Here is a 21,823-nt window from a genome sequence, read left to right as displayed (position 1 = left end):
TGCCCAAGCTCGGCCAGTTCCTCATCGGCAGCACCTTCGTCGAACGCTTCCTCAACAAGGGGCCCATGACCAAGGCGCTGCAGCGCATCCCCGTGAAGCTGGTCGAGCACGGGCAACTGGGCGTCATCGGCGCGGCCAGTTGGTATCTGCAGCACCGCAGCACCTGATCACGCTCCCACCCACGCAGCAGGCAATACCGCTCGCACGGGCCAAGGCCCTTGCACCGGCCACCACCAGCAACCGCGGTTCAACCCAACCATCCGCCAATGATGAGGAGAGACATCATGAGGTACCGCAAGTCCGTACTGTCCGCCGCCATCGTCACCTGCCTGAGCTTCTCGGCCCACGCGCAGGAAGCCGGCAAGCAGGCGACCGACCTGGATCGCGTCGTCGTCACCGGCATCCGCGCCAGCCTGCAGCAGTCGCTGGAGACCAAGCGCAACGCCGACGCCATCGTCGACGTCATCACCGCCGAGGACGTGGGCAAGTTCCCCGCTACCAACGTAGCCGAGGCCATCACCATCATTCCCGGCGTGACCATCGACAAGGCCTTCGGCCAGGGCGAGAAGGTCAGCATCCTGGGCACCGACCCGGCATTGAACCGCACCGTGCTCAACGGCCAGACCGTGGCTTCGGCCGACTGGTTCATCACCGACCAGCCCGGCCGCACCTTCAACTACTCGCTGCTGGCGCCGCAGTTGGTCAGCAAGGTCGAGGTCTACAAGTCGCCGGAAGCGTGGCTGGACGAAGGCTCGGTGGGCGGCACCGTCAATATTTCCACCCGCAAACCGCTGGACCTGGATGGCACCACCGTCTCCGGCTCGGTGGGCTACCTCTACAACGACCGCATCGAGAGCGGCGACCCTTCGGTTTCGGCCATGTTCGGCTGGAAGAACGATGCCAATACCTTCGGCGTGATCATCTCGGGCCAGCGCTCGGATGAGAGCATCCGCCGCGAAGGCATCGAGTCCTACGGCACGGTGACCGGCGACCACTACATCCACAGCCGCGATGGCGCGCCGAACTCGATCACCAGCACCACCACCGACTGGTCCACCGACCCGGCGACCGAGATGCCGCCGAGCTGCGTCGGCAGCTGCGCCACCACCCTGCTTGCCAACCCGAACGCGGTTGCCCCGAATTCGATCAGCGCCCACTACTTCGAGCAGAAGCGCGAGCGCGACACCCTGTCGCTGGCCCTGCAGTTCAAGCCGCACGAGAAGCTGGACATCGAGTTCAACCTGCTCGACGTCAAGGCCGGCTACGACAACATCAGCCACGCCATGTTCGCCTTCAACGGCAACACCTGGAATTCACTGGGAAACCTGACCGACCTCACCGTCGATGGCGGCGTCATCACCAAGGCCAAGTTCCGCAATGCGCTGACCGTGTATGACCTGATCAACCGCCAGGCCACGGTCGATACCGATTCCTACGACGTGAAGTTCAAGTGGACCGACGAGCGCTGGTTCGCCTCGGCCCATGCCGGCTATTCCAAGGCCACCGGCGGCACCGGCCGCCAGGTGTTCGGCGAGTTCCTCAACAAGGCCAACTACAGCTACGACCTGACCGGGAAAGTGCCGAAGCTGCACTTCGACGGCTACCAGACCGATGCCATCCAGGACGTGGCCAGGCACTTCGCCCCCGCCAACCCGGGCAGCCCGTTCAACGATCCGAACGCCTACAAGCTCGACCGCGGTGAACCCTGTACCCAGTTCTCCTGGGGCTGCGGCTGGCATGCTGATCCAGCAACCAAGGACAACTGGAAATCGGGCTGGGGCGGCAACATCGTCACCAAGCCGACCCGCGACGAGGAGAAGTACGCACAGGTCGACTTCGGCGTCCAACTGGAATCGCCGATCTACCAGCTGCGTTTTGGCGTCAAGCGCCGCGAACATGAAACCTCGCAGTCGATGGCCGGCGTGACGCTGGCCTCGATCAAGGGGTATGGCGACGTCAGCGCCGAAAAATTCGACCCCAAGTCGCTGCCGGACAACTATCTCTCCGGCTTCGGTGACGTGGGCGACCTCAACAGCCGCTTCATGATCGACGGCTGGAAGCTGGCCGACTACATCCTCAGCGGCGAATGGCTGGCCCCGTGGCAGACCATGCGCGCCCCGAGCACCTTCTACGATCCCTCGTTCGTAGCCAATACGTGGAACGTGACCGAAGACGTGACGGCGGCCTACCTGCAGGCCGACTTCAGTACCGACCGGCTGCGCGGCAACTTCGGCGTACGCCTGGTGCGCACCGAGTCCGACAGCACCAGCTGGCAGTGCATCGGCAAGCCCAGCTGCGTCGCCAACGAAGCCAACAACTACGTCCACAGCTACCAGCTGGCCACCACGTCGAAGAAGTACAACGACGTGCTGCCGAACGTGAACGTGGTCTACGACCTGAGCGACACGGTGGTGCTGCGTGGCTCGGCGGCCAAGGTCATCGCCCGCCCGAACTACGGCGACATGTCCACCTACCTGTGGCTGGGCGACCAGACCCGCACCGGCGGCGGCGGCAACCCGGACCTGGACCCCTACGAATCCACCAACCTGGACTTCTCGGCCGAATGGTACTTCTCCGAGAACGCCATCCTGGCCGGCACCCTGTTCCACAAGAAGGTCGACAACTACATCCTGGTCAGCACCCAGAAGGAGCAGCACTTCAACCAGGCCGACCAGCGCATCACCGAGTTCGACGTCTCGCGTCCGAACAACGCCGGCAGCGCCACCATCAAGGGCTTCTCGGCGGCATACCAGCAGACCTTCGGCGCCGGCCTGGGCCTGCTGGCCAACTGGACCCATGCCAAGGCCGAGGCCGACAACGGTGCCCAACTGCCGTACAACTCGAAGGACCAGCTGAACTTCAGCCCGTTCTACGAGAGCGACCGCATCAGCGCCCGCGTGACCTACTCATGGCGCTCGAAGTACTACACCAACGTCGACCGCGGCAATTACCTGGTCACCGATGACTACGATTCGCTGGACGCGAGCGTCAACGTCAAGCTCACCGACAACCTGACCCTGGGACTGGACGGCATGAACCTGCTGGACAGCGAATACCGCTCCTACGCGGAAGTTCCGGGTGTGGCCAACACCGAAAAGCTGGTGCGCGGCCTGTACCGCACCGGCCGCCGCTACATGGCCACGCTGCGCTTCCAGTTCTGATCCGGCTCCGCTGAAGCCGCAATACGTTCCACGTTGTTTTTCTCCTCCAACGGGCCTGGAATTCCAGGCCCGCTTTTTGTCCGGCATTCGTACCGTCAACGCGGAGCGGCAACCATGCCGGCATGGGATAACCCGCTCGCGGCGCCCGCAGGAGTGGCGAGCGTTGCATGGCATCGCTGCGCTTCACCTTCCGATGCCGCAGGCAATACGGTAGGAGCCGACGGACCTGCAGGACCGATCCGCCCCCCTCTGCGGCTCTTCCCCGCAGACATCAGGCAAGGCGCATGGAACGCGATGCGGTTTGCCTGACGCCTGCTGCACCATGCCGTCAGCACCGGACGAAGGACCACGAACACCATGACAATGCACGCGCCACCTCGACACCGGCATGCCCGCGGCCCGCAGGCAGGATGGCGATGCTGGCTGTTCGCCTGTGTACTCGCATGCTCCACCGCCGCCGCGCAGGACACCAGCGGCCTGGCCGGCTACTGGTCCGGTCATACCGGCGGCGGCCGCGAGCGCGTCGCCGTCGGCCTGGACCTGCAGCCAGATGGCGATGGCAGCCTGTCGGTCAGTCTGGACCTGCCCATCGCACACCTGCAGTCCATGGCGATGGGCAGCGCGCGTATCGAGGACGGCATCCTGCGCCTTCCCGGCCTGCACCTGGCGCTGGAACGGAAGGCGGGGCGCCTGACCGGCACCCTGCTGGACCCCGCCGGCCGTGCGGAACTGCGACGCGCCGGACCACGCCCATCCGCCATGCCATCGACCGCGGCCACCGATACGCCTGCATTGCCGGCGCCGCGCTGGTCGGTACGCCTGTCTGGTCAGGTATACGCCTCGCCGGTCGTGGATGGCGGTATCGCCTATGTCGGCACCACCGGCGGCACCTTCGAGGCGGTGGACGTGCGCGACGGCCACCGCGCCTGGAGCGCGGCGCTGGGCTTTCCCGTGTTCGCCAGCGCCGCCGTCGCGGGCAATGCGGTCTACGTGGTCAGCGATGGTTTCCTGCATCGCCTGGACAAGGCCGGAGGCCACGAAGTCTGGCGTTATCCGCTGGCACCGGCGGCGCGCGTGCTGCCGCATCCGGACAGCGCGCACTGGGACTGGCAGGCGCCGCGACCGCTGCTGGTGGGCGCCGTTCTCTACGTCGGCAGCGCCGACGGCGGCCTGCATGCGGTCGATGCCGGAAGCGGCCGGCGGCTGTGGTGTTTCGCCGCACCGGGCCGCATCCGCCATGGCGCCGCGGCCGACGCCAGTCATATCTACGTGGTCAGTGAGCCGGGCAGCGTGCACGCCCTGGACCCGCGCACCGGCGAGGAACAGTGGCGCCATGCCCTGTCCGGCCAGCCCGGCGCGGCGCCGGTGGTCCACCAGGGCCGCGTCTATGCCAGCGACCGCGGCGCATTGCTGCACGCGCTCGACGCGCGCGACGGCCACCGCCTGTGGCTGCTGCCGTTCTGGACCTCGTGGGTGGAATCGGCACCGGTGATCGTGGATGACACGCTCTACATCGGTTCGTCCGACCTGAAGCGGATCAGCGCCATCGATGCGGGCAATGGCAACGTGCGCTGGCGGAGCGAAGTGGCCGGCTGGAGCTGGGGAACGCCGCTGGTCGCCGGCCGCCACCTGTTCGTCGCCACCGCCGCCGGCGCGCCGTATTTCCAGCCGCTGCAGGCGGAACTGGCCATGCTGGACCGCGCGGATGGGCGGATCGCCGCGCGCACCGCCCTGCCCGCCGGCGAGGGCTTCATATGGGGCGTGGCTGGCGATCTGGCGCGCGGCGGCGACACCCTGGTCGCCGCGACCGTCGGCGGCACGCTGATGGGCTTTGCCCTGCCCAACGGGCCCACACCGCAGGCGGACGCGAACGACCTTTCTTCCCAGCCCTCCCTCCGCTGAGCCGAATCCTTCCACGTCGTACCGCAGCAACTCCCTGGCCGCACCCGCGTCCAGGCTTCACCCACGAGGACACGCGATGAACCGATACCGCACCACCACCGCCGCTCTCGCAAGCGCCCTGCTCGTCGTCCTGGGCGGTACCACCGCCTGTGTCGCAACCAACGACGCAGCTGCTCCAGCAGTGCAGGTGCAGCCGGTCCAGGTGGAAGGCGCGACGATCATCCCACGTCCGCAATCGGTGCAGCCGGCCGCTGGCGCCTACCTCGTCGATGCCGGTACGCCCGTACATGCGCAGGGCGAAGCCGCCGCCCGCGTCGCCGCGCAGTTCACCGGACTGCTCGGCCATACCACGCCGCTGACGTTGGCCACCGGTGCGGGCAAGGCGAAAGATGGCATCGTGTTCCGCCTGACCCCGGCCGGCGCGGATGCGTCGCCCGAAGCGTACACGCTGGATATCTCGCCCACCGGCATCGTCGTCGAAGCCGGCGACGAGCATGGCCTGTTCAATGGCGCGATGTCGCTGTGGCAGCTGCTCGCCGGGCAGCAGGCCGCAGCGGTCTCGCTGCCGGCGATGCGCATCGAGGATGCGCCGCGCTTCGCCTGGCGCGGCCTGATGCTCGATTCGGCACGCCATTTCTGGAGCGTGGAGCAGATCAAGGTACTGCTCGATGCGATGGCCACGCAGAAGCTCAATACTTTCCATTGGCACCTGACCGACGACCAGGGCTGGCGCATCGAGATCAAGCGCTATCCGAAGCTCACCGAAACCGGCGGTTGCCGCGTGCCGCAAGGCGATGCCGGTCGCGGGACCGACGGCACGCCCAACCTGTACTGCGGCCATTACACGCAGGACCAGATCCGCGACGTGGTGGCCTACGCCGCCGCCCGCCACATCACCATCGTTCCGGAAATCGACGTACCCGGCCACGCGCAGGCGGCCGTGGCCGCCTACCCCGAACACGGCGTGGTCGATGGCCCCACGGAGCCATCGCACAACTGGGGCGTCAATCCCTACCTGTTCAACCCGCGAGAGGAGACGCTGCAGTTCCTGGAAGGCGTCCTGGCCGAGGTGATCGATCTGTTTCCCGGTCCCTACGTCCATATCGGCGGCGACGAAGCGGTGAAGTACCAGTGGCAGGCGTCGCCCGCGGTGCAGGCGCATATCCGCGAACTCGGGCTGAAGGACGAGGAGGCACTGCAGTCGCACATGCTCAAGCGGCTGGAGAAATTCCTGGAGGAACACGATCGCAGGCTGATCGGCTGGGACGAGATCATCGAGGGCGGGCTGCCGCCGCAGGCCACGGTGATGTCCTGGCGCGGCATCGAGGGCGGCATCGAAGCCGCCACGCACGGCCATGACGTGGTGATGGCGCCGGGCAACACGCTGTACCTGGACTTCCTGCAGACCAACCTGCCGGACGAGCCGCCGGGCCGGCCGAAATTCACCTCGATGCAGAAGATCTACGCCTTCGATCCGGTACCGGAGCAGCTGCAGCCCGAGCAGCGCCGGCATGTGATCGGCGTGCAGGCCAACATGTGGACCGAACACACCCGCACCTGGGAGCGCCTGCAGCACAATCTGTTCCCGCGCATGGCGGCGCTGGCCGAGATCGCGTGGACGCCGCTGCAGCGCAAGGACTACGACGACTTCCTCAAGCGCCTGCCGGCGCAGCTTCAACGCTACAAGGCGCTGGACATCGCCTACGGCCAGACCGCGCTGTCGGTGGCGATGCAGCGCCACGACGACCGCGCCGGCAATCGCGTCGATGTCGCGCTGTCCAACCCGCTGGGCTACGGCGACATCCGCTACACCACCGATGGCAGCACACCGACGGCACAGTCGCCCGCCTACACCGCGCCATTGGCACTGCAGGTACCCACGGACCTGAAGGCCGCCGCCTTCTTCGACGGCAGGCCGCTGGCCGACAAGGCGAGCCGGTGGCCCCTGGACGCCGCTTCGCTGCTCACCCGTACCGACAAGACGCTGGCGCAGTGCCCGCAGGGCGGCCGCCTGCTGCTGCGACTGGAGGACGACAATCCCACCGACGGCCCGCGCGAGAATTTCGACGTGACCATCTTCAATCCATGCTGGTTGTGGGAAGGCGCGCAGTTGCAGGACGTGGCGTCGATCCAGGTACGCGCCGGGCGCATTCCCTACAACTTCGGCCTGCTGCGCGAAGAGGAAGCCAGACGCGGCTTCCGCAAGGCAGTGGCGGCGCATGGCGAGTTCGAAGTCCGCGATGGCTGCGAAGGGCCGGTGCTGGCCTCGGTGCCGTTGCCGGAAACGCCGGATGCCGATGGCTTCATCGCATTGGACGCGCCGCTGCGCTCGCGGGCCGGTGCCACCGCCAACCTGTGCATGACCTTCAGCGGCGATACGCGGCCGACGATGTGGGTGCTGAAGCAGGTGACGCTGCGGACAGGGAAATAACGCTCGATAGCGCCCGAGGGAATAAAGCCCCTCTCCCTGCGGGGCGAGAAGGCACGGCATGCGCGCCAGCGGCGCGCGTGCCTTGGAGCACCCACGCCGCTGGTGTGGGCCGGGCACGGATCGAGGGTTGGGGAGAGGGAAAGCAGGGGCAATGATGGTTGACCATCAGGACTCCGTCCGCCCCTCATCCGCCCTTCGGGCACCTTCTCCCGCAAGGAGAAGGAAGCAGGCTCACGGATACAACAGATAGCGCGCGCGCACCGCTTCGAAGCGCCGCAGCTCCGGCTGCCAGCGCGCCTGCATCGCATCGAGCGTGTCGCCGCGCTCGATCGCCTGGCGCAGCCAGGCGTTGCCGGCCAGCTTGTCGAAGAAGCCGGGCGTCGCACCCGGCGCATCGGACTGGAAGCGGAACGCGTCCGGATACAGGTCGTGCAGCGTCTTGACCACCGCCAGGCCGGTGCGGAACGGCTGGAACACCTCGCGGTCGGTCACGTGGACCTGCACGCCGCCGCAGGCCTTGCCCTCATGCTTGGAGAAGCTGGGCGTGAACGATGTCGGACGGAAGCGCACGCCCGGCAGGTCGAGCGCGTTGAGCGCATCGGCCAGTTGCCGCGCATCGACGAAAGGCGCGCCGAGGGTCTCGAACGGCCGCGTGGTGCCGCGCCCCTCGGAAACGTTGGTGCCCTCCAGCAGCGCCGTGCCCAGGTAGGCCAGCGCGGTATCGCGCGTGGGCATGTTCGGCGACGGCGGCACCCACGGCATCGCCCCACCCGGCTCGGCATCGCCCCGCTGCCAGCCACGCATCGGCACCACGGTCAGGTCGGCGCCGATGCCGAACTCGCCGTTGAACAGGCGCGCCAGCTCGCCGATGGTCATGCCGTGGCGTACCGGGATCGGGAACATGCCGATGAACGAGGCCTGCGCCGGCTCCAGTACCGGGCCTTCCACTTTGAGTCCGCCGACCGGATTGGGGCGGTCCAGCACCCATACCGGGATGCCGTCACGCCAGGCCGCGCGCAGCAGGTTGGCCAGCGTGTACGGGTAGGTGTAGAAGCGCGCGCCGACATCCTGGATGTCGAACAGCAGCAGGTCGATGCCGCGCAGCATGTCCGGTGTCGGTTCGCGGTGCTCGCCATAGAGGCTGTGCACCGGCAATCCGGTGGCCGCATCGCGCGACGAATCCACGTGTCCTCCGGCCTGCACGTCGCCGCGCACGCCGTGCTCGGGGCCGAACAGCGCCACCAGTTGGATATCCCTGCGTGCGGCGAGCAGGTCGATGTCGCTGCGCAGCGCGCGGTCCACGCCGGTCATGTTGGTGACCAGACCGATGCGCTTGCCCTTCAATTCGCCGGCCCGCTCGCGCAGCAGCACTTCTATGCCGGGTTCCGGGCCGGTGTCGCGCGCCGCGATGGCCTGCACCGGCGCCATCCATGCCAGCAGCAGGCCGCACAGGAAAAGGTTTCTCATGTATCCATGCATGCGCGTATCCGGGATAGGGGAAGCGATGGGCAACGATAGCCGATCATCGGATAATCCGGCCTGGCCTTCGCCCAACCGGAACCCATGATGCGTCGATCCGCGTGGCTGTCCCTCTGCCTGCTGGCACTCTGCAACCAGGCGCGCGCCGGCGACGACGCCATCGTTCCCTCGCTGATCCCGCAGCCGGCTTCGATGCAGATCGATGCGGGAGCGGTTGCTTTCCCCGTGGATACCGGCACCCTCCTGCATGCCGACGGCGATGCGGCGAAGCGCGTGGCAGGCCAGTTCAATGCCTTTCTCGCCAAGGCCGGACGCACGCCGTTGCCCATCGCCGCACGCAGCAAAAGCGCGCACGGCATCCACCTCGATATCGACGCGGACAGCGGCATTCCCGCCGAAGGCTATGCGCTCACCGTCAACGCGGACGGCATCGTGATCCGCGCCAGCGACGAAGCCGGCCTGTTCCATGGCACGGTGACCCTGTGGCAGCTGCTTACCCAAGGCGACCGCGCACGCGTGACGTTGCCAGCCATGCATATCGAGGACGCGCCGCGCTTCCCGTGGCGCGGCTACATGCTCGACTCGGCGCGGCATTTCCAGACGCCGGCGCAGGTGAAGCAGCTGCTCGACACCATGGCGCTGCACAAGCTCAACACGTTCCATTGGCACCTGACCGACGACCAGGGTTGGCGCATCGAGATCAAGCGTTACCCGCGATTGACGCAGATCGGTGGCTGCCGCATTCCCGCCGGCGATGCCGGCATCGATCCGGCCAGCGGCAGGCCCGCGCCGTACTGCGGCTGGTATTCGCAGGACGACATCCGCGACATCGTCGCCCATGCCGCCGCGCTGCACATCACCGTGGTGCCGGAAATCGACATGCCCGGCCACGCCACCGCCGCCATCGCCGCCTATCCGGCGCTCGGCACCGAGGGCCGGAAGATTCCGGTCTCGGCGCACCGCGGCATCCACGCCAACCTGTTCAACGTCGACGACGCCACATTCGATTTCCTCGATGGCGTGTTCACCGAAGTCGCGCAGCTGTTCCCCGGCCCATACATCCACGTGGGCGGCGACGAGGCCATCAAGACGCAGTGGCAGGCATCGCCGCGCGTGCAGGCGAAGATGCGCGGACTCGGGTTGACGGACGAGGCCGCGCTGCAGAGCTGGTTCATCCATCGGCTGGAAACCAGCGTGCATGCGCACGGCAAACGCCTGATCGGCTGGGACGAAATCCTCGATGGCGGCCTGGCGCCCGACGCCACGGTGATGTCCTGGCGCGGCATCGACGGCGGCATCGCCGCCGCACGGCTGGGCCACGACGTGGTGATGTCGCCCAATGCCGACCTGTACCTGGACTACCTGCAGACCGATTCCCCGCATGAGCCCGGCGGCCGGCCCAGCCCGAAGCTGATCCCGATGGAGAGGTTCTACCGCTTCGAACCCGTGCCCGAAGCATTGGACGCGGCCCAGCGCCACCACATCCTCGGCCTGCAGGCGAACATGTGGACCACCGACGACGTGCGCTTCGCCGCGGTCGAACACAACACCTTCCCGCGCCTGCTGGCGGTGGCCGAGACCGGCTGGACGCCCAGGGCCGGCAAGGACTACGCCAGCTTCCTGCAGCGCCTGCCGGCCTGGACCCGGCGCTACGCCGCGCTGGGCGTCGGCTACGCACACACGCCGTTCAGCGTGCTGCTGGCCGATGCGCCTGCCGGTGCCGGCAAGGCGACACTGCGCCTGTCCAATCCGCTCGGCTACCCGGTGCGCTACACGCTCGACGGCAGCGAGCCGACGGCCCGGTCACCGCTGTATGCCGCCCCCATCGAAGCCGGACTGCCAGTGCAGCTGCGCACCGCCGCATTCGCCAACGACACCGCGCTGCAACCGGCAGACCGCTTCGACGTGACCGCCGCCAGCCTGCGCAGCCGCGGCAACGCGCAACTGCAGCCCTGCATCGCCGAAGGCCCGGTGCTGCGCATGCAGGACGACACCACGCAAGCCGACGGCCAGCGCGCCCTGTTCAACGTCGCCTTCATGCAACCGTGCTGGCGCTGGGAACAGGCGCCGATGGCCGGCGCCGGCAGCATCGAGGTGCGCGCCGGCCGCCTGCCCTACATCATCGACCAGAGCGAAGCCGAGAACGCCCGCCGCCGCTTCCTGCCGGCACGCAGCGCGCATGGCGAACTCGACATCCGCGCCGGCTCCTGCGACGGCGAAATCATCGCCACCGCGCCCCTGCCGGCCCACCCCGATGCCGATGGCTTCGTCACCCTGCACGCACCGCTGCTGCGCCGCTCCGATGCCACCGAAGCGCTGTGCATCCGCTTCAGCGGCGACTTCCGTCCCGACATGTGGGTGGTGAAGCAGGTGACGCTGCAACCGTAGAGCGGGGCAACGCCCCGCTGGGGCATCACACCGGCCAAGCCCCGCCGGGCAACGCCCGGGGGCTGCAGGGCCACAGCCCCCATCACCTTGTAGAGCGGGGCAACTGCCCGCTGAGGCATTACCCGCCAAGCTCCGCCCGACGCTACAGGGCGCCGCGTACCGGGTTTGCGGGCTGCAGCCGCAGCAGCAGGTCGCGCAGAGGGGGGAATGACGTCGCCAGCCCCACGAGTATGCCGATGGTATTGGCCAGCGCATCGAACGGGTCGGCGCTGCGGGTGTCGGTCAATGCGCCCTGCGCGAATTCGATGCACACGCCCAGCGCCACCAGCGCCAGGCCGACGGCCAGCAGCGAGCGGCCGCGGCGGAACAGCTGCACGGCGCTGGCCGACAGCAGGAAATAGGCGATGAAGTGCTCGGCCTTGTCGCCGTTCTCCGGCAGCGGCGGCAATGGGGGTGGCGGGATCAGGCACACCCCGATCACGCCCAGCACCGCCAGCGTCCACAGGCCGATCCAGAACGGCAGGTGGCGCAGCGGTTTGAAGAGGGGATGGCTCACAGGCGCCAGGTCAGGTCGCCCATCGCGAACGCCGCCGACAGGTCCACGTCGCGGCTGAAGCCCATCACCTGGAAGCGCTCGCCCATTTCGGTGGGCAGGGTCAGGCGCTTGAACTGCTCGCGCAGGCGCATGCGCCCGACTTCATCGGCATCCGCATCCTCTGCTTCCAGCAGGCCGGCGATGTCGTTGCCGAACAGGAAGCCGGCCTGGTGGCAATAGCCTGCCAGGTCGAAGCCGGCACCGGTGCCGGCCTCGGCCAGCGCCGTGAAGTCCACCGAGGCGGTGATGTCCTGCAGGCCCGGCCACAGGTAGACATCGTTGTGCACGCGGTGGCGGTAGAACGCGCGCAGGGTGCCGTCGCGGCGATCGTCCTGGTAGAACTCGGCACGCGTGTAGCCATAGTCGACGAACAACATGGCACCGCGGCGCAGGCCGCCGGCCACCGCCTGGATCCAGTAGGGCAGCTGCGGCAGCAGTTCGGAGCGGTAGCCGTCGGCGAAGGGACGCTCCAGGTAGCGCTCCACGTGCCGCACGGCCGCTGACAGCAGCATGTCCGCCGGCTGCGCGCCGCGCACGAAACGGCCCTCGCCGTCGAGTTCGACGGTCTCCTCGTAGACCTCGCCCGCGCCGACAAGGAAGCGCGGCGTGGGCAGCGCGTCGATCACCTCGTTGGCGAACAGCACGCCGTCCCATTCGTCCTCGAACGGGCGGTCCAGCCATTCCACGCGGGCGAACACTTCCGGATCGAGTGCGCCCTGCAGGCGCTGGTGCTGGCGCTGGCGCAGGTCGGCGCTGGGCTCGAGGATGGCGTAACGCGCCGGCAGCGCGTCCAGTACGGCCAGGCGCCCGAGCGCGGCCTCGGCGAACGCGCCGCTGCCGCCGCCCAGCTCCAGCATGCGCGCCTGTGGTCCGAGTTCGCGCAATGCCGGCGCCAGCGCATTGGCGGTGGCCGCGGCGAACAGCGAGCCCATTTCCGGAGCGGTGACGAAGTCGCCGGCCGCGCCGAACTTGCTGGCGCCGGCGCTGTAATAGCCCCAGCCCGGCGCGTACAGCACCAGCTCCATGAACCGCGAGAACGGCATCGCGCCGCCCTGGGCGAGGATCTCCGCGCGCAGGTGCGCGGCCAGCTGCCCGCTATGGGCCAGCGCGTCGGATTCGGGCAGGGGCAGGTCGGAATGCATGGGACGGCGGTTTGCGGGGACAATGCACAGGATAGCCGAGCGAGGAAAACGCAGATGACCGATCCGCAACGGGTGGCCCTGGTGACTGGCAGCGCGCGCCGCATCGGCGCGGTCATCGCCCGCCACCTGCACGGCCATGGCTACCGGCTGGCCCTGCATGCGCACCAGTCGGGCGAGGAACTGCAGGCGCTGGCCTTCGACCTGGAGAGCGAACGCCCGGGCAGCGTGCTGGCGGTGCAGGCCGACCTGCGCGATGCGCAGGCGCTGCCGGAGCTGGTCGAGGACGTGGTGGCGCATTTCGGCCGGCTCGACGCGCTGGTCAACAACGCCTCCAATTTCTTCCCAACGCCATTCGGCCAGGTGCAGGTGGAGCAGTGGGACGAACTGTTCGCGGTCAACGCGCGCGCGCCGTTCTTCCTGGCGCAGGCCGCCGCCCCGCACCTGCGCCGGCAGCGCGGCGCCATCGTCAACCTGACCGACCTGCACGCCACCCAGCCGCTGCGCGACCACCCGGCCTATTCGGCGGCCAAGGCCGCGCTGGAGATGACCACCCGCTCGCTGGCCCTGGAACTGGCGCCGCATGTGCGCGTGAACGCGGTGGCACCCGGCGCGATCCTGTGGCCGGAGCAGGGCAAGAGCGAGGCGGCCAAGCAGGCGCTGATGGAGCGCACGCCGATGGCGCGCACCGGCACGCCGCACGAGATCGCCGCGGCGGTGCGCTGGCTGCTCGACGACGCCGGTTACATCACCGGGCAGACGCTGCGGCTGGATGGCGGGCGCACGCTGACGTAGGAGCCACCGTAGGAGCGCACTTCAGTGCGCGAAGGAGCTTGCCCGTGAACCCCACATTCGCGGGCTGCCGCAGAAGGATCTACCTGCAAGCCCTTTCGCGCACTGAAGTGCGCTCCTACCGAGTTCGCATCTACAGGTCCACGGTATCGAACACGTCGCCATGCTGCGGGTGCGCCTGCCACATCTGCCGCAGGCTGAGGCCGCGGACCGGGTCGATGAAATCCGGGGCAATGTCGGCCAGCGGCTTGAGCACGAAGGCGTGCTTCAGTTCAGGCCGCGGAATGCGCAGGTGGCCCGGGCCTTCCACCACCAGCTCGCCGTAGTACACCACGTCGATATCCAGGGTACGGTCGCTGAAGCGCGGCCCGCTGCGGTCGCGGCCATGTGCGTCCTCGACCGCGTGCAGCCAGTCGTCCAGCTCCGACAGCGGCAGGTCGGTATCCAGCATCACCGCGTTGTTGAGGAAATCCGGACCGTCGAAGCCCACCGCCGGCGTGCGGTAGGCGGGGGACACGGCAATCTGCCCGAAGCGCTCGCGCAGCACCCGTACCGCCGCCTGCAGATGGTGTTGCGGGCGCAGGTTGCTGCCCAGGCTCAGTAGGACGGTCGTCATCGGGTTGTATGGGTCGCGGCGTGCCGCGGAATCGGGATGCACATGATAGGACCTGCGGCATGGAGCGAGGAACCAGCGATGAGGAGCCGGCAACAGATAAACGCAGCGCCCGCCGGGCTCCTGCTCCCCCTGCTCCCCCTGCTCCCCCTGCTCCCCCTGCTCTCCCTGCGCTCCTGGCTCCCCTGCTCGTTCCTGCGCTTCTCACCCCATGCCGAGCGCGCTGGCCACGGCGCGGAACACGCGCTGCATCTCCAGCGGGCGCGGCAGCACGTGCACGCTGATGCCGGGGGGGGCCAGGCCGTCGGCGAACGCCTCGTTGCCGTTCTCCTCCAGCACGATCGCCGGGCCGCGATAGCCCATGTCCCGCATCTCGGTCAGCAGCTGGCCGGCGGACAGCAGCGGAATGCCGCTGTCCACCAGCACCACGTCCGGCATGCCCGCTTCCTGCAGGTGGCGCATCGCCGCGGCGCCATCGGCCGCCAGCCTCAGCCGGTAGCCCTGGCTGGCCAGCGCGTTGCCCAGCAGCGACAGGCGCGTGGCTTCATCGTCCACCACCAGTATCCGCTGGCCGCGGCCCGCCGGCACCGCCGGTACCGCGCCGTCCCCGTGCTCCACCGCCGCGGCATGCAGCGGCAGCAGCAGGTCGAAGCAGGTGCCCTCGCCCGGACGGCTGGAAACCGAAATGGTTCCGCCCAGGCTTTCCACGATGCGCTTGCACGACACCAGCCCCAGGCCGGTACCGCTGGCCTTGGTGGTGAAGAACGGGCTGAACAGCCGCGCCAGCGTCGCCTTGTCCATGCCGATGCCTTCGTCCTGCACGCGGATGCACAGGCGTTCGTCGTCGGTGGTGGCCACGCGCTCGGCCAGCAGGCCCAGGCGTCCGCCATCGGGCATGGCCTGGATCGCGTTGAGCGCGAGGTTGAGCAGGACCTGCTGCAGCTCGGTGTAGTTGCCTTCCACCGCCATGCGGTCGTCGCGCACCTCCAGGTGCAGGTCGACGTTGCCCGGCAGGCTGCTCTTGAGCAGCATCCCCACTGCCTGGAACAGGCGCTGCAGGACGATGCGCTCGCTGGGCAGGCGCGAACCGCGCACGAAAGACAGCATCGATTCGACCATCTCATGGCCGCGCCGCCCGCATTCGGCGATCACGTCGGCCAGCCGCACGACCTTGGGATCGTCGCTGCGGTCGCGGATCAGGTCCGGCACGATCAGCAGCGGCTGCAGGATGTTGCGCAGGTCGTGGCTGAGGCCGGCGGCCAGCAGGGCCAGGCTTTCCAGCCGCTGCGCGCGCATCAGTTCGTCCTCGACCCGCAGCCGTTCCATCTCGCGCCGCGCCTCGCGGATGGCGCGCGCCACCGCCGAAGGCAGGCGCGCCGGCAGGTGCTTGATGATGTAGTCGTTGGCGCCCTCATGCAGCGCCTGCACCGCGGTCTCCTCGCCCATCGTCCCGGAGACGAAGATGAAAGGCACCTGCGGGTGAAGTTCGCGCAGGATGCGCAGCGCCTGGTAGCCGGAAAAGCCCGGCATGCTCAGGTCGGAAAGCACGATGTCCGGCGTCCACCGCGCCAGCAGCGCGCGCATCTCCGCCTCGCTGTCGACCCGCTCGAAGCTGCCTTCCAGCCCGGCTTCGAGCATCTGGTCGCACAGCAGTTCCGCATCTTCGGCCGAGTCCTCGACCAGCAGGATGCGCAGCGGCCCCAACGGTGTCCCTTTGTTGGGCATGGCGCCTTACTCCAGCTCCGGGGCCTGGTTGATGACGGCCCAGAAGGTGCCGAGCGTCTTGACCGCGTTGAAGAACTGGTCGACGTCCACCGGCTTGACCACGTAGGCGTTGACGCCCAGGTCCCAGCTGCGCGCCAGGTCGCTTTCCTCGCGCGAGGAGGACAGGATCACCACCGGCAGGCGCTTGAGCTCATCCACGGCGCGGATGCGCTGCAGCACTTCCAGCCCGTCCATGCGCGGCATCTTGATGTCCAGCAGCAGCACCGCCGGCAGGCCCTCTTCGCGATTGGCGTACGCACCGCGGCGCATCAGGAAATCCAGCGCTTCCACGCCGTCCTCCACGTGCACGATGGGATTGGCCAGGCGCGCGTCGCGCAGCGCGTCGATCGCCATTTCGGCATCGGCGGGGCTGTCTTCGGCGATGAGGATGGTACGGAGCGGACTCATGCGGTTGGACCTCAGCTGTGCGCCTCGGGCGCAGGGGGTGGAAGGATGAAATGGAAGGTTGCGCCCTGGTCGACCTGGGCCTCGGCCCAGATGCGGCCGCCATGGCGGGTGAGCACGCGGCGCACGCTGGCCAGGCCGATGCCCGTGCCGGGATAGTCGCTGGCCTTGTGCAGCCGCTGGAACACGCCGAACAGCTTGCCGGCGTACTGCATGTCGAAACCGGTACCGTTGTCGCGCACGGTGAACTGCTGGCTGCCGTCGGGCAGCTGCTGCGCGGACACATCGATGACGGCATGCCCGCGCCCGGCGGTGTACTTCACCGCGTTGCCGAGCAGGTTCAGCCACACCTGGCGCATCATGTTTTCGTCGGCCACCAGTATCGGCAGCGGCCCGATGTTCCACTGGACATCGCGCACCACGCCATCCGCACCCGCTTCGGCATGCAGGTTGGAATCCAGCAACGCACGCGTATCGGCCACCAGCGATTGCATGTCCACCGCCTGCAGCCGCATCGCGCCGCGCCCCAGGCGGGAATAGACCAGCAGGTCGTCGATCAGCGCGGCCATACGCCGCGCCGAATCGCCGATCACCTGCAGGTAGTGGCGCGACTTCTCGTCGGCAGCCTCGCCCAGATGCCGGGACAACTTGTCGGAGAACCCGGCCACGTGCCGCAGCGGCGCGCGCAGGTCGTGCGAGACCGAATAGCTGAACGCCTCCAGCTCGCGGTTCACCTCGGCCATCTGTTCGACCTTGCCCTCCAGCTGCCGGTTCAGTTCTTCCACGCGCAGCTGCACGGCGCGCTGCAGGGTGACATCGCTGACCGTCATCAGCACCACTTCGTCGTCGCTGTCGGGCAGCGGCATGCGCCGGGCATTGACCAGCATGATGCGTACCAGGCCGTCGACGCCGCGCTGTTCGTGCTCGTAGTCCCACAGTTCGCGGCCGCGCAGCAGCACATCGGCCAGGCGCTGGTGGATGATGGCATCGGCCCAGGCGCCGTCGCCGATGGATTGCAGCGGCTGGCCGTTGGCATCGCCGCTCTCGACGCCATAGAGCTCGGCGAAGGCGGCGTTGTGCAGGACGATGCGCTGCCCGCCGTCGAGCAGCACGATCGGCTCGCGCACGGTCTGCAGCACCGAACTGGCGCGGGCGCTGGCCTGCAGCATGCGCTGCTCCGCGCGCGTGCGACGGCCGATCTGCCGCTTCAGCAGCCACAGCACCAGGCCCAGCAGCAGCAGCTGCGCCGCCAGGGTGCTCCAGGTCACGATCGTCGACAGGCGCTGCTGCTGGTGCGCGGCGGCGATGCGCCGGGTCAGCAGTTCGTTCTCGTGCTTCTGCAGCTCGACCGCGGTTTCCCGCACCGGATAGCTGAACGTCATCTCCTCGATCAGCTCGCGCTGTCGCTGCGATTCGGTGCTGGCGGCGATCTCCTTGGCCAGCGCCATGCGCCGCTCCAGCATGGAGGACATGCGCCCGATCCGCACCAGTTGTTCGGGGCTGTCGCTGACCAGGCTGGACAGCTCTTCGAGCGTGCGGCCGACATGGTCGGCGCGCCGCAGGCGCTGCCGCAGCGCATCCGATTCCACGCCCTTGGACAGGGTCAGCGCGGCCGACTCCACGTCGCGGATATCGGCCTGCAGGATGTACAGCCGCGCGCTCACCGCCTGGGTATGCGCCACCCAGTTGGCGGCATTGACGCTGTCGCGCGAAATCTGCAGCAGCAGCAGCGAAGGCACCACGACGATCAGCAGGGCGGCCAGTCCCAGGCCGGCGAAACGCCAGCGGTCCCAGCCCTCGTCGGTGAATCGATAGGCCATCCTCATTCCTTGCCTAGGACCGGTACGAAGACCGGGATGAACGTGAACAGGTTCCCAGGGACACGAGGCAGTCCGCGCGCATTGCCGCGGGCTCGGCTCCCCTGGGACTGGAGCCGGCCGAGTGCATGCGAACCGGTCCGCAAGCATTGCATGATTCGCCGCCGGAGTGAACGAGGCGCACGGCTGCCGCCATCACGGATGCGGCGCGATCCCGCCGGTCTGCAGGGCCTGCGCGTCCACGCCGCGCACGCCCTTGACCCGACCCGCCAGCTCCACCACCTGGTCGTGCGTGATCCGGTTGTCGACGACTCCTTCCAGGGTGACGATGCCTTCCAGGGTGCTCACGCGCACATCGGCATTGCCGTCGCGCTGCAACGGCACCAGCGCCGCACGGATCCGGGTGGTGATCCACGCATCGTCCATCTGCCCCGGAACCGCCGCCTGCGGCGGCGCATGTGGTTCCTGTACCTGCAGCGGCGACGCCGCCGCCGACAGGCCCCACAGCCATCCGCCGCACAGCACCCACGATCGCCCGATCTTCATCATCCCGCTCCCGTCGCCGTCATTGGCCATCGTTGGCCGCCTTCACCGCGTGTCCGCCGAAACCGCTGCGCATCTGCGCCAGCATCCGGTCGGCGAAGGAATTGGATTCGCGCGAACGCAGGCGCTCCAGCAGCGACAGCGTGATCACCGGCGCCGACACGTCCAGCTCGATCGCCTCGCTGACCGTCCAGCGGCCCTCGCCGGAATCCTGCACATAGGGCGCGATGCCTTCCAGCTGCGGGTTGCGCTGCAACGCATCGGCACTGAGGTCGAGCAGCCACGAACGCACCACGCTGCCGTGGCGCCACACCTCGGCCACCTGCGCCAGGTCCAGCGCGAACTCCTGCTTCTTCTGCATCAGCGCGAAGCCTTCCGCGTAGGCCTGCATCATTCCGTACTCGATGCCGTTGTGGACCATCTTGCAGAAATGCCCGGCGCCGACCGGTCCGACGTGCGCCCAACCGCGATCGGCCGCCGGCGCCAGCGCCTCCAGCGCCGGCCGCAGCCGCGCCATCGCCTCGTCCTCGCCGCCCAGCATCAGGCAATAGCCTTCCTGCAGGCCCCACACGCCGCCGCTGGTGCCACAGTCGATGAACGCCACCCGCGCCTGCCGGCAGCGCTGCGCGCGCCGCAGCGAATCGCGGTACCAGGAATTGCCGCCATCCACGACCAGGTCGCCGGGCGACAGCAGCGGCAGCAGCTGTTCCAGCAACGGATCGACCACGCCGGCCGGCACCATCAGCCACACTGCGCGCGGCGCCGGCAGCGCCTGCACCAGCGCCTCCAGCGTCGCGGCCGTGGCCACGCCGGTGGCGGCCAGCCGCTCGCGCGCCTCCGGCCCGGGGTCGAAGCCGGTCACGGCGATACCGCCGCGATGCAGGCGCTGCGCCATGTTGGCGCCCATGCGCCCCAGCCCGATCATGCCCAGTTCCATGTTCCACCTCGTTGGTCGATGTAAGCGGTTCGCGCCGCACAGTCGCGCAGCTGCGCCTGCAGCCAGCGCCGGAACAGCGTGGTGTGCAGATTGTGCAGGGCCAGGTCGATGCTGTACGGCGTGCGCGGATTGCGATCGAGCAGGCGCGCGATGTGGTAGCCCAGCGGGCGGATGCCCTTGGGATGCACGTAGAGCATCAGCCCGCGATAGACGGGGTCGGCGAGCAGCGCATCCATCTGCGCCAGCACCGGCCGCTGCGCTTCGGGCATGGCGTCACGCAGCCCCGGGTCGCGTTCGTGCAGCAGCCGCTCGAAATAGCGCCCGCCGTTGCCGGGCATCTGCTGCGACAGCTCCCACAGGCGCCGGTTGAGATCGTCGTAGTAGGCGAAGCCGCCGTGCCGCGCCAGCGCCCCGGCGGCCTCCGCGCTCACGTCGGTGATGACGAAGTTCTCGGCCTGGTTGTTGATGTCGTCCAGATGCCGCTTGTCGAACACATGCTCGATGAAGCCGGGCACGCCCATGAAGGCCTGCCGGCCAAGGCGCGAAGTGCGCACCGCCTTGCCGTCGGCGAAGAACTCGCCCGCATTCGCGCCGAGCAGGACGCTGGGCGTGTCGTGCAGGGTGAGGAAGGTGCCGATCGACAGTTCGCCCGGGGCGAACTCACGGTCGAAGCCGGCATCGCCGTACAGCTCGCGCTGCGTGGCCAGCTGCGCGACCTGGCGGCCAACGCCGCATTCCGAACGCACGCGGCCACTGTAGAACGCCTCCAGCGCGGCGGCGTTGGACGCGACCGGCGCGTAGCCGCGGCCGAAGCTGCGGAAGCGCTGCCAGCCCTGCGCCTGCGCGCCACGCAGGCCGAAGCCGACCCAACCCATTTGCAACGCGGAGAAACGGTAGCCGCGGTTGTCCTGCAGGCGCGTGGCGGCGCGGCGGGCGGCATCGCCCAGCTCGAACGCATAGGCGCACAGCGTCGCCGGGTCGTCGAGCAGGTCGCGATAGAAGCGTTCGCGCTGCGCGTTGTCGTAGCTGCGCGGCAGCTGCGCACGCAGATCGCCCTGCTGCCGCGCATCGTCCAGCGACGCACGCCGGCAGGGCTCGCCACCGTGGATCACCGGCGCGGCAATCCCGGCGTCATGCAGTTGCCAGCCCAGCCGCTGCAACAGCGGCAGCACGCATGACGCGTTGTCCGCCGCGGGTGCCGGCGCTGCAACGCCCAGCAGCGCCAACGCGCATCCCTTCAGCCAGGCCGGGACACGACGCGCGCGCGTCACCGCGCGGCATCTCCGGGAGCGGCCGCCGCCGGGGCCAGGTACTGCTGCAGGCGTTCGAAGAAGTGCCGGTAGAACACCGGGTCCTGCACCGTGCTGCTGGCCACGCGCACCAGTGAATCGTCGTTGCTGCCGAACGGCAGCGATACCGAACCCAGCGCGCCGACGCCGACACTGGCCGAGGTCGGCGATTTCTTCAGTGCATAGCGGTCCTGCACCGCGCTGGCGAACACCTGCGCGCCGCCGTTGTCGCGCGCCGCGCAGGAGATGCGCAGCACCAGCTGCTCGTGCAGTTCTTCCTTCGGCTGGAAATTCTTGTTGGCCTCGACGCTGTCCGCACTGGCACGGGCAATCGCATAGCCCTGTCCCAGCAGCGCGCGGCGCGCGGCCTCGCAGGCCTGCGCCGGAGTGGCCTCGACATCGCGCGTATAGGTGTCGCCGGAATCGAACGACTCGCGCACCAGCGGATTGTCGACGGCGTGGCTGGCGCAACCGGCCACGATGGCGCAGGCCAGGGCCAGCAATACACGGTAAGCATGCCTGTGCATGGCACCTCCACGATCGGGAAGGCCGACAGCATAACGCCGCC

17 protein-coding genes are annotated in these 21,823 nt (G+C 68.6%); 6 read left to right on the top strand and 11 right to left on the bottom strand.

Annotated elements, in window-relative coordinates; genetic code table 11:
* From AC1DGW_RS14285 to AC1DGW_RS14270, 4 genes are all read left to right on the top strand, one after another.
* The coding region (locus AC1DGW_RS14285; RefSeq protein WP_478024156.1) for a glucokinase at positions 1–167 on the top strand (167 nt) is incomplete at its 5' end.
* A gap of 117 nt (positions 168–284) precedes the next feature.
* A complete protein-coding gene (locus AC1DGW_RS14280) occupies positions 285–3,161 on the top strand; it encodes a TonB-dependent receptor (protein WP_478024151.1) in 2,877 nt (958 codons plus the stop codon).
* Between the two features lie 357 nt (positions 3,162–3,518).
* Positions 3,519–5,063, top strand: coding sequence for an outer membrane protein assembly factor BamB family protein (locus AC1DGW_RS14275; RefSeq protein WP_478024148.1), 1,545 nt, complete (start codon positions 3,519–3,521; stop codon positions 5,061–5,063).
* Between the two features lie 76 nt (positions 5,064–5,139).
* Positions 5,140–7,494 (top strand): beta-N-acetylhexosaminidase, encoded by a 2,355-nt coding sequence (locus tag AC1DGW_RS14270; protein ID WP_478024146.1) that lies wholly within the window; start codon positions 5,140–5,142, stop codon positions 7,492–7,494.
* A 231-nt stretch (positions 7,495–7,725) separates the two neighbouring features.
* Here AC1DGW_RS14270 and AC1DGW_RS14265 read toward each other — a convergent pair whose 3' ends face one another.
* Positions 7,726–8,961: an exo-beta-N-acetylmuramidase NamZ family protein gene (locus AC1DGW_RS14265; RefSeq protein WP_478024143.1), complete on the bottom strand. Its 1,236-nt coding sequence runs from the start codon at positions 8,959–8,961 to the stop codon at positions 7,726–7,728.
* 99 nt (positions 8,962–9,060) lie between these two features.
* Between AC1DGW_RS14265 and AC1DGW_RS14260 the strand changes: the two genes are divergently transcribed.
* Entirely contained in the window at positions 9,061–11,361 is a 2,301-nt protein-coding gene (locus tag AC1DGW_RS14260; RefSeq protein WP_478024141.1) for a beta-N-acetylhexosaminidase, read from the top strand.
* 142 nt (positions 11,362–11,503) lie between these two features.
* Here the strand turns inward: AC1DGW_RS14260 and AC1DGW_RS14255 are convergent, their stop codons facing one another.
* Both AC1DGW_RS14255 and AC1DGW_RS14250 read right to left on the bottom strand, forming a co-directional pair.
* Positions 11,504–11,917, bottom strand: a complete 414-nt coding sequence (locus AC1DGW_RS14255) for a VanZ family protein (RefSeq protein ID WP_478024138.1) — start codon at positions 11,915–11,917, stop codon at positions 11,504–11,506.
* Complete coding sequence (locus AC1DGW_RS14250) at positions 11,914–13,098, bottom strand: class I SAM-dependent methyltransferase (RefSeq protein WP_478024136.1); 1,185 nt, start codon at positions 13,096–13,098, stop codon at positions 11,914–11,916. Before AC1DGW_RS14250 ends, AC1DGW_RS14255 begins: the two co-directional genes overlap by 4 nt.
* A 54-nt stretch (positions 13,099–13,152) precedes the next feature.
* Here AC1DGW_RS14250 and AC1DGW_RS14245 point away from each other — a divergent pair, with 54 nt between their 5' ends.
* Positions 13,153–13,890: a pteridine reductase gene (locus tag AC1DGW_RS14245; RefSeq protein WP_478024132.1), complete on the top strand. Its 738-nt coding sequence runs from the start codon at positions 13,153–13,155 to the stop codon at positions 13,888–13,890.
* 130 nt (positions 13,891–14,020) lie between these two features.
* Here the strand turns inward: AC1DGW_RS14245 and folK are convergent, their stop codons facing one another.
* The 8 genes from folK to AC1DGW_RS14205 all read right to left on the bottom strand — a co-directional run bounded on the left by folK (position 14,021) and on the right by AC1DGW_RS14205 (position 21,782).
* Entirely contained in the window at positions 14,021–14,503 is a 483-nt protein-coding gene (gene folK, locus AC1DGW_RS14240) for a 2-amino-4-hydroxy-6-hydroxymethyldihydropteridine diphosphokinase (RefSeq protein ID WP_478024129.1), read from the bottom strand.
* A 201-nt stretch (positions 14,504–14,704) separates the two neighbouring features.
* Positions 14,705–16,225, bottom strand: a complete 1,521-nt coding sequence (locus AC1DGW_RS14235) for a response regulator (protein WP_478024127.1) — start codon at positions 16,223–16,225, stop codon at positions 14,705–14,707.
* Between the two features lie 6 nt (positions 16,226–16,231).
* Complete coding sequence (locus tag AC1DGW_RS14230; protein ID WP_478024125.1) at positions 16,232–16,672, bottom strand: response regulator; 441 nt, start codon at positions 16,670–16,672, stop codon at positions 16,232–16,234.
* Between the two features lie 11 nt (positions 16,673–16,683).
* On the bottom strand, positions 16,684–18,489 hold the full coding sequence (locus AC1DGW_RS14225) for a sensor histidine kinase (protein WP_478024123.1): 1,806 nt from the start codon (positions 18,487–18,489) through the stop codon (positions 16,684–16,686).
* Positions 18,490–18,681: 192 nt separating this feature from the next.
* Positions 18,682–19,032: a BON domain-containing protein gene (locus tag AC1DGW_RS14220; protein WP_478024121.1), complete on the bottom strand. Its 351-nt coding sequence runs from the start codon at positions 19,030–19,032 to the stop codon at positions 18,682–18,684.
* A 19-nt stretch (positions 19,033–19,051) separates the two neighbouring features.
* Complete coding sequence (gnd, locus tag AC1DGW_RS14215) at positions 19,052–19,966, bottom strand: phosphogluconate dehydrogenase (NAD(+)-dependent, decarboxylating) (RefSeq protein WP_478024119.1); 915 nt, start codon at positions 19,964–19,966, stop codon at positions 19,052–19,054.
* Positions 19,951–21,237, bottom strand: coding sequence for a hypothetical protein (locus AC1DGW_RS14210; RefSeq protein WP_478024117.1), 1,287 nt, complete (start codon positions 21,235–21,237; stop codon positions 19,951–19,953). Before AC1DGW_RS14210 ends, gnd begins: the two co-directional genes overlap by 16 nt.
* Positions 21,234–21,782: a DUF2242 domain-containing protein gene (locus tag AC1DGW_RS14205; RefSeq protein ID WP_478024114.1), complete on the bottom strand. Its 549-nt coding sequence runs from the start codon at positions 21,780–21,782 to the stop codon at positions 21,234–21,236. The genes AC1DGW_RS14210 and AC1DGW_RS14205 overlap by 4 nt, the downstream gene beginning before the upstream one ends.
* Between the last annotated feature and the right edge of the window lie 41 nt (positions 21,783–21,823).

It is taken from the genome of Stenotrophomonas sp. 05N423 (assembly GCF_056397145.1).
Note: the sequence above shows the minus strand (reverse complement) of the source record. Positions and strands in the feature narration are given on the sequence as shown.

What these genes read in the sequence shown, in the direction of transcription:
- AC1DGW_RS14260 (WP_478024141.1), top strand. Translation starts at nt 9,061, where the DNA reads ATGCGTCGATCCGCGTGGCTGTCCCTCTGCCTGCTGGCACTCTGCAAC.
- AC1DGW_RS14270 (WP_478024146.1), top strand. Translation starts at nt 5,140, where the DNA reads ATGAACCGATACCGCACCACCACCGCCGCTCTCGCAAGCGCCCTGCTC.
- AC1DGW_RS14225 (WP_478024123.1), bottom strand. Translation starts at nt 18,489, where the DNA reads ATGGCCTATCGATTCACCGACGAGGGCTGGGACCGCTGGCGTTTCGCC.
- AC1DGW_RS14280 (WP_478024151.1), top strand. Translation starts at nt 285, where the DNA reads ATGAGGTACCGCAAGTCCGTACTGTCCGCCGCCATCGTCACCTGCCTG.
- AC1DGW_RS14205 (WP_478024114.1), bottom strand. Translation starts at nt 21,782, where the DNA reads ATGCACAGGCATGCTTACCGTGTATTGCTGGCCCTGGCCTGCGCCATC.
- AC1DGW_RS14275 (WP_478024148.1), top strand. Translation starts at nt 3,519, where the DNA reads ATGACAATGCACGCGCCACCTCGACACCGGCATGCCCGCGGCCCGCAG.
- AC1DGW_RS14245 (WP_478024132.1), top strand. Translation starts at nt 13,153, where the DNA reads ATGACCGATCCGCAACGGGTGGCCCTGGTGACTGGCAGCGCGCGCCGC.
- gnd (WP_478024119.1), bottom strand. Translation starts at nt 19,966, where the DNA reads ATGGAACTGGGCATGATCGGGCTGGGGCGCATGGGCGCCAACATGGCG.
- folK (WP_478024129.1), bottom strand. Translation starts at nt 14,503, where the DNA reads ATGACGACCGTCCTACTGAGCCTGGGCAGCAACCTGCGCCCGCAACAC.
- AC1DGW_RS14235 (WP_478024127.1), bottom strand. Translation starts at nt 16,225, where the DNA reads ATGCCCAACAAAGGGACACCGTTGGGGCCGCTGCGCATCCTGCTGGTC.
- AC1DGW_RS14220 (WP_478024121.1), bottom strand. Translation starts at nt 19,032, where the DNA reads ATGAAGATCGGGCGATCGTGGGTGCTGTGCGGCGGATGGCTGTGGGGC.
- AC1DGW_RS14230 (WP_478024125.1), bottom strand. Translation starts at nt 16,672, where the DNA reads ATGAGTCCGCTCCGTACCATCCTCATCGCCGAAGACAGCCCCGCCGAT.
- AC1DGW_RS14265 (WP_478024143.1), bottom strand. Translation starts at nt 8,961, where the DNA reads ATGAGAAACCTTTTCCTGTGCGGCCTGCTGCTGGCATGGATGGCGCCG.
- AC1DGW_RS14250 (WP_478024136.1), bottom strand. Translation starts at nt 13,098, where the DNA reads ATGCATTCCGACCTGCCCCTGCCCGAATCCGACGCGCTGGCCCATAGC.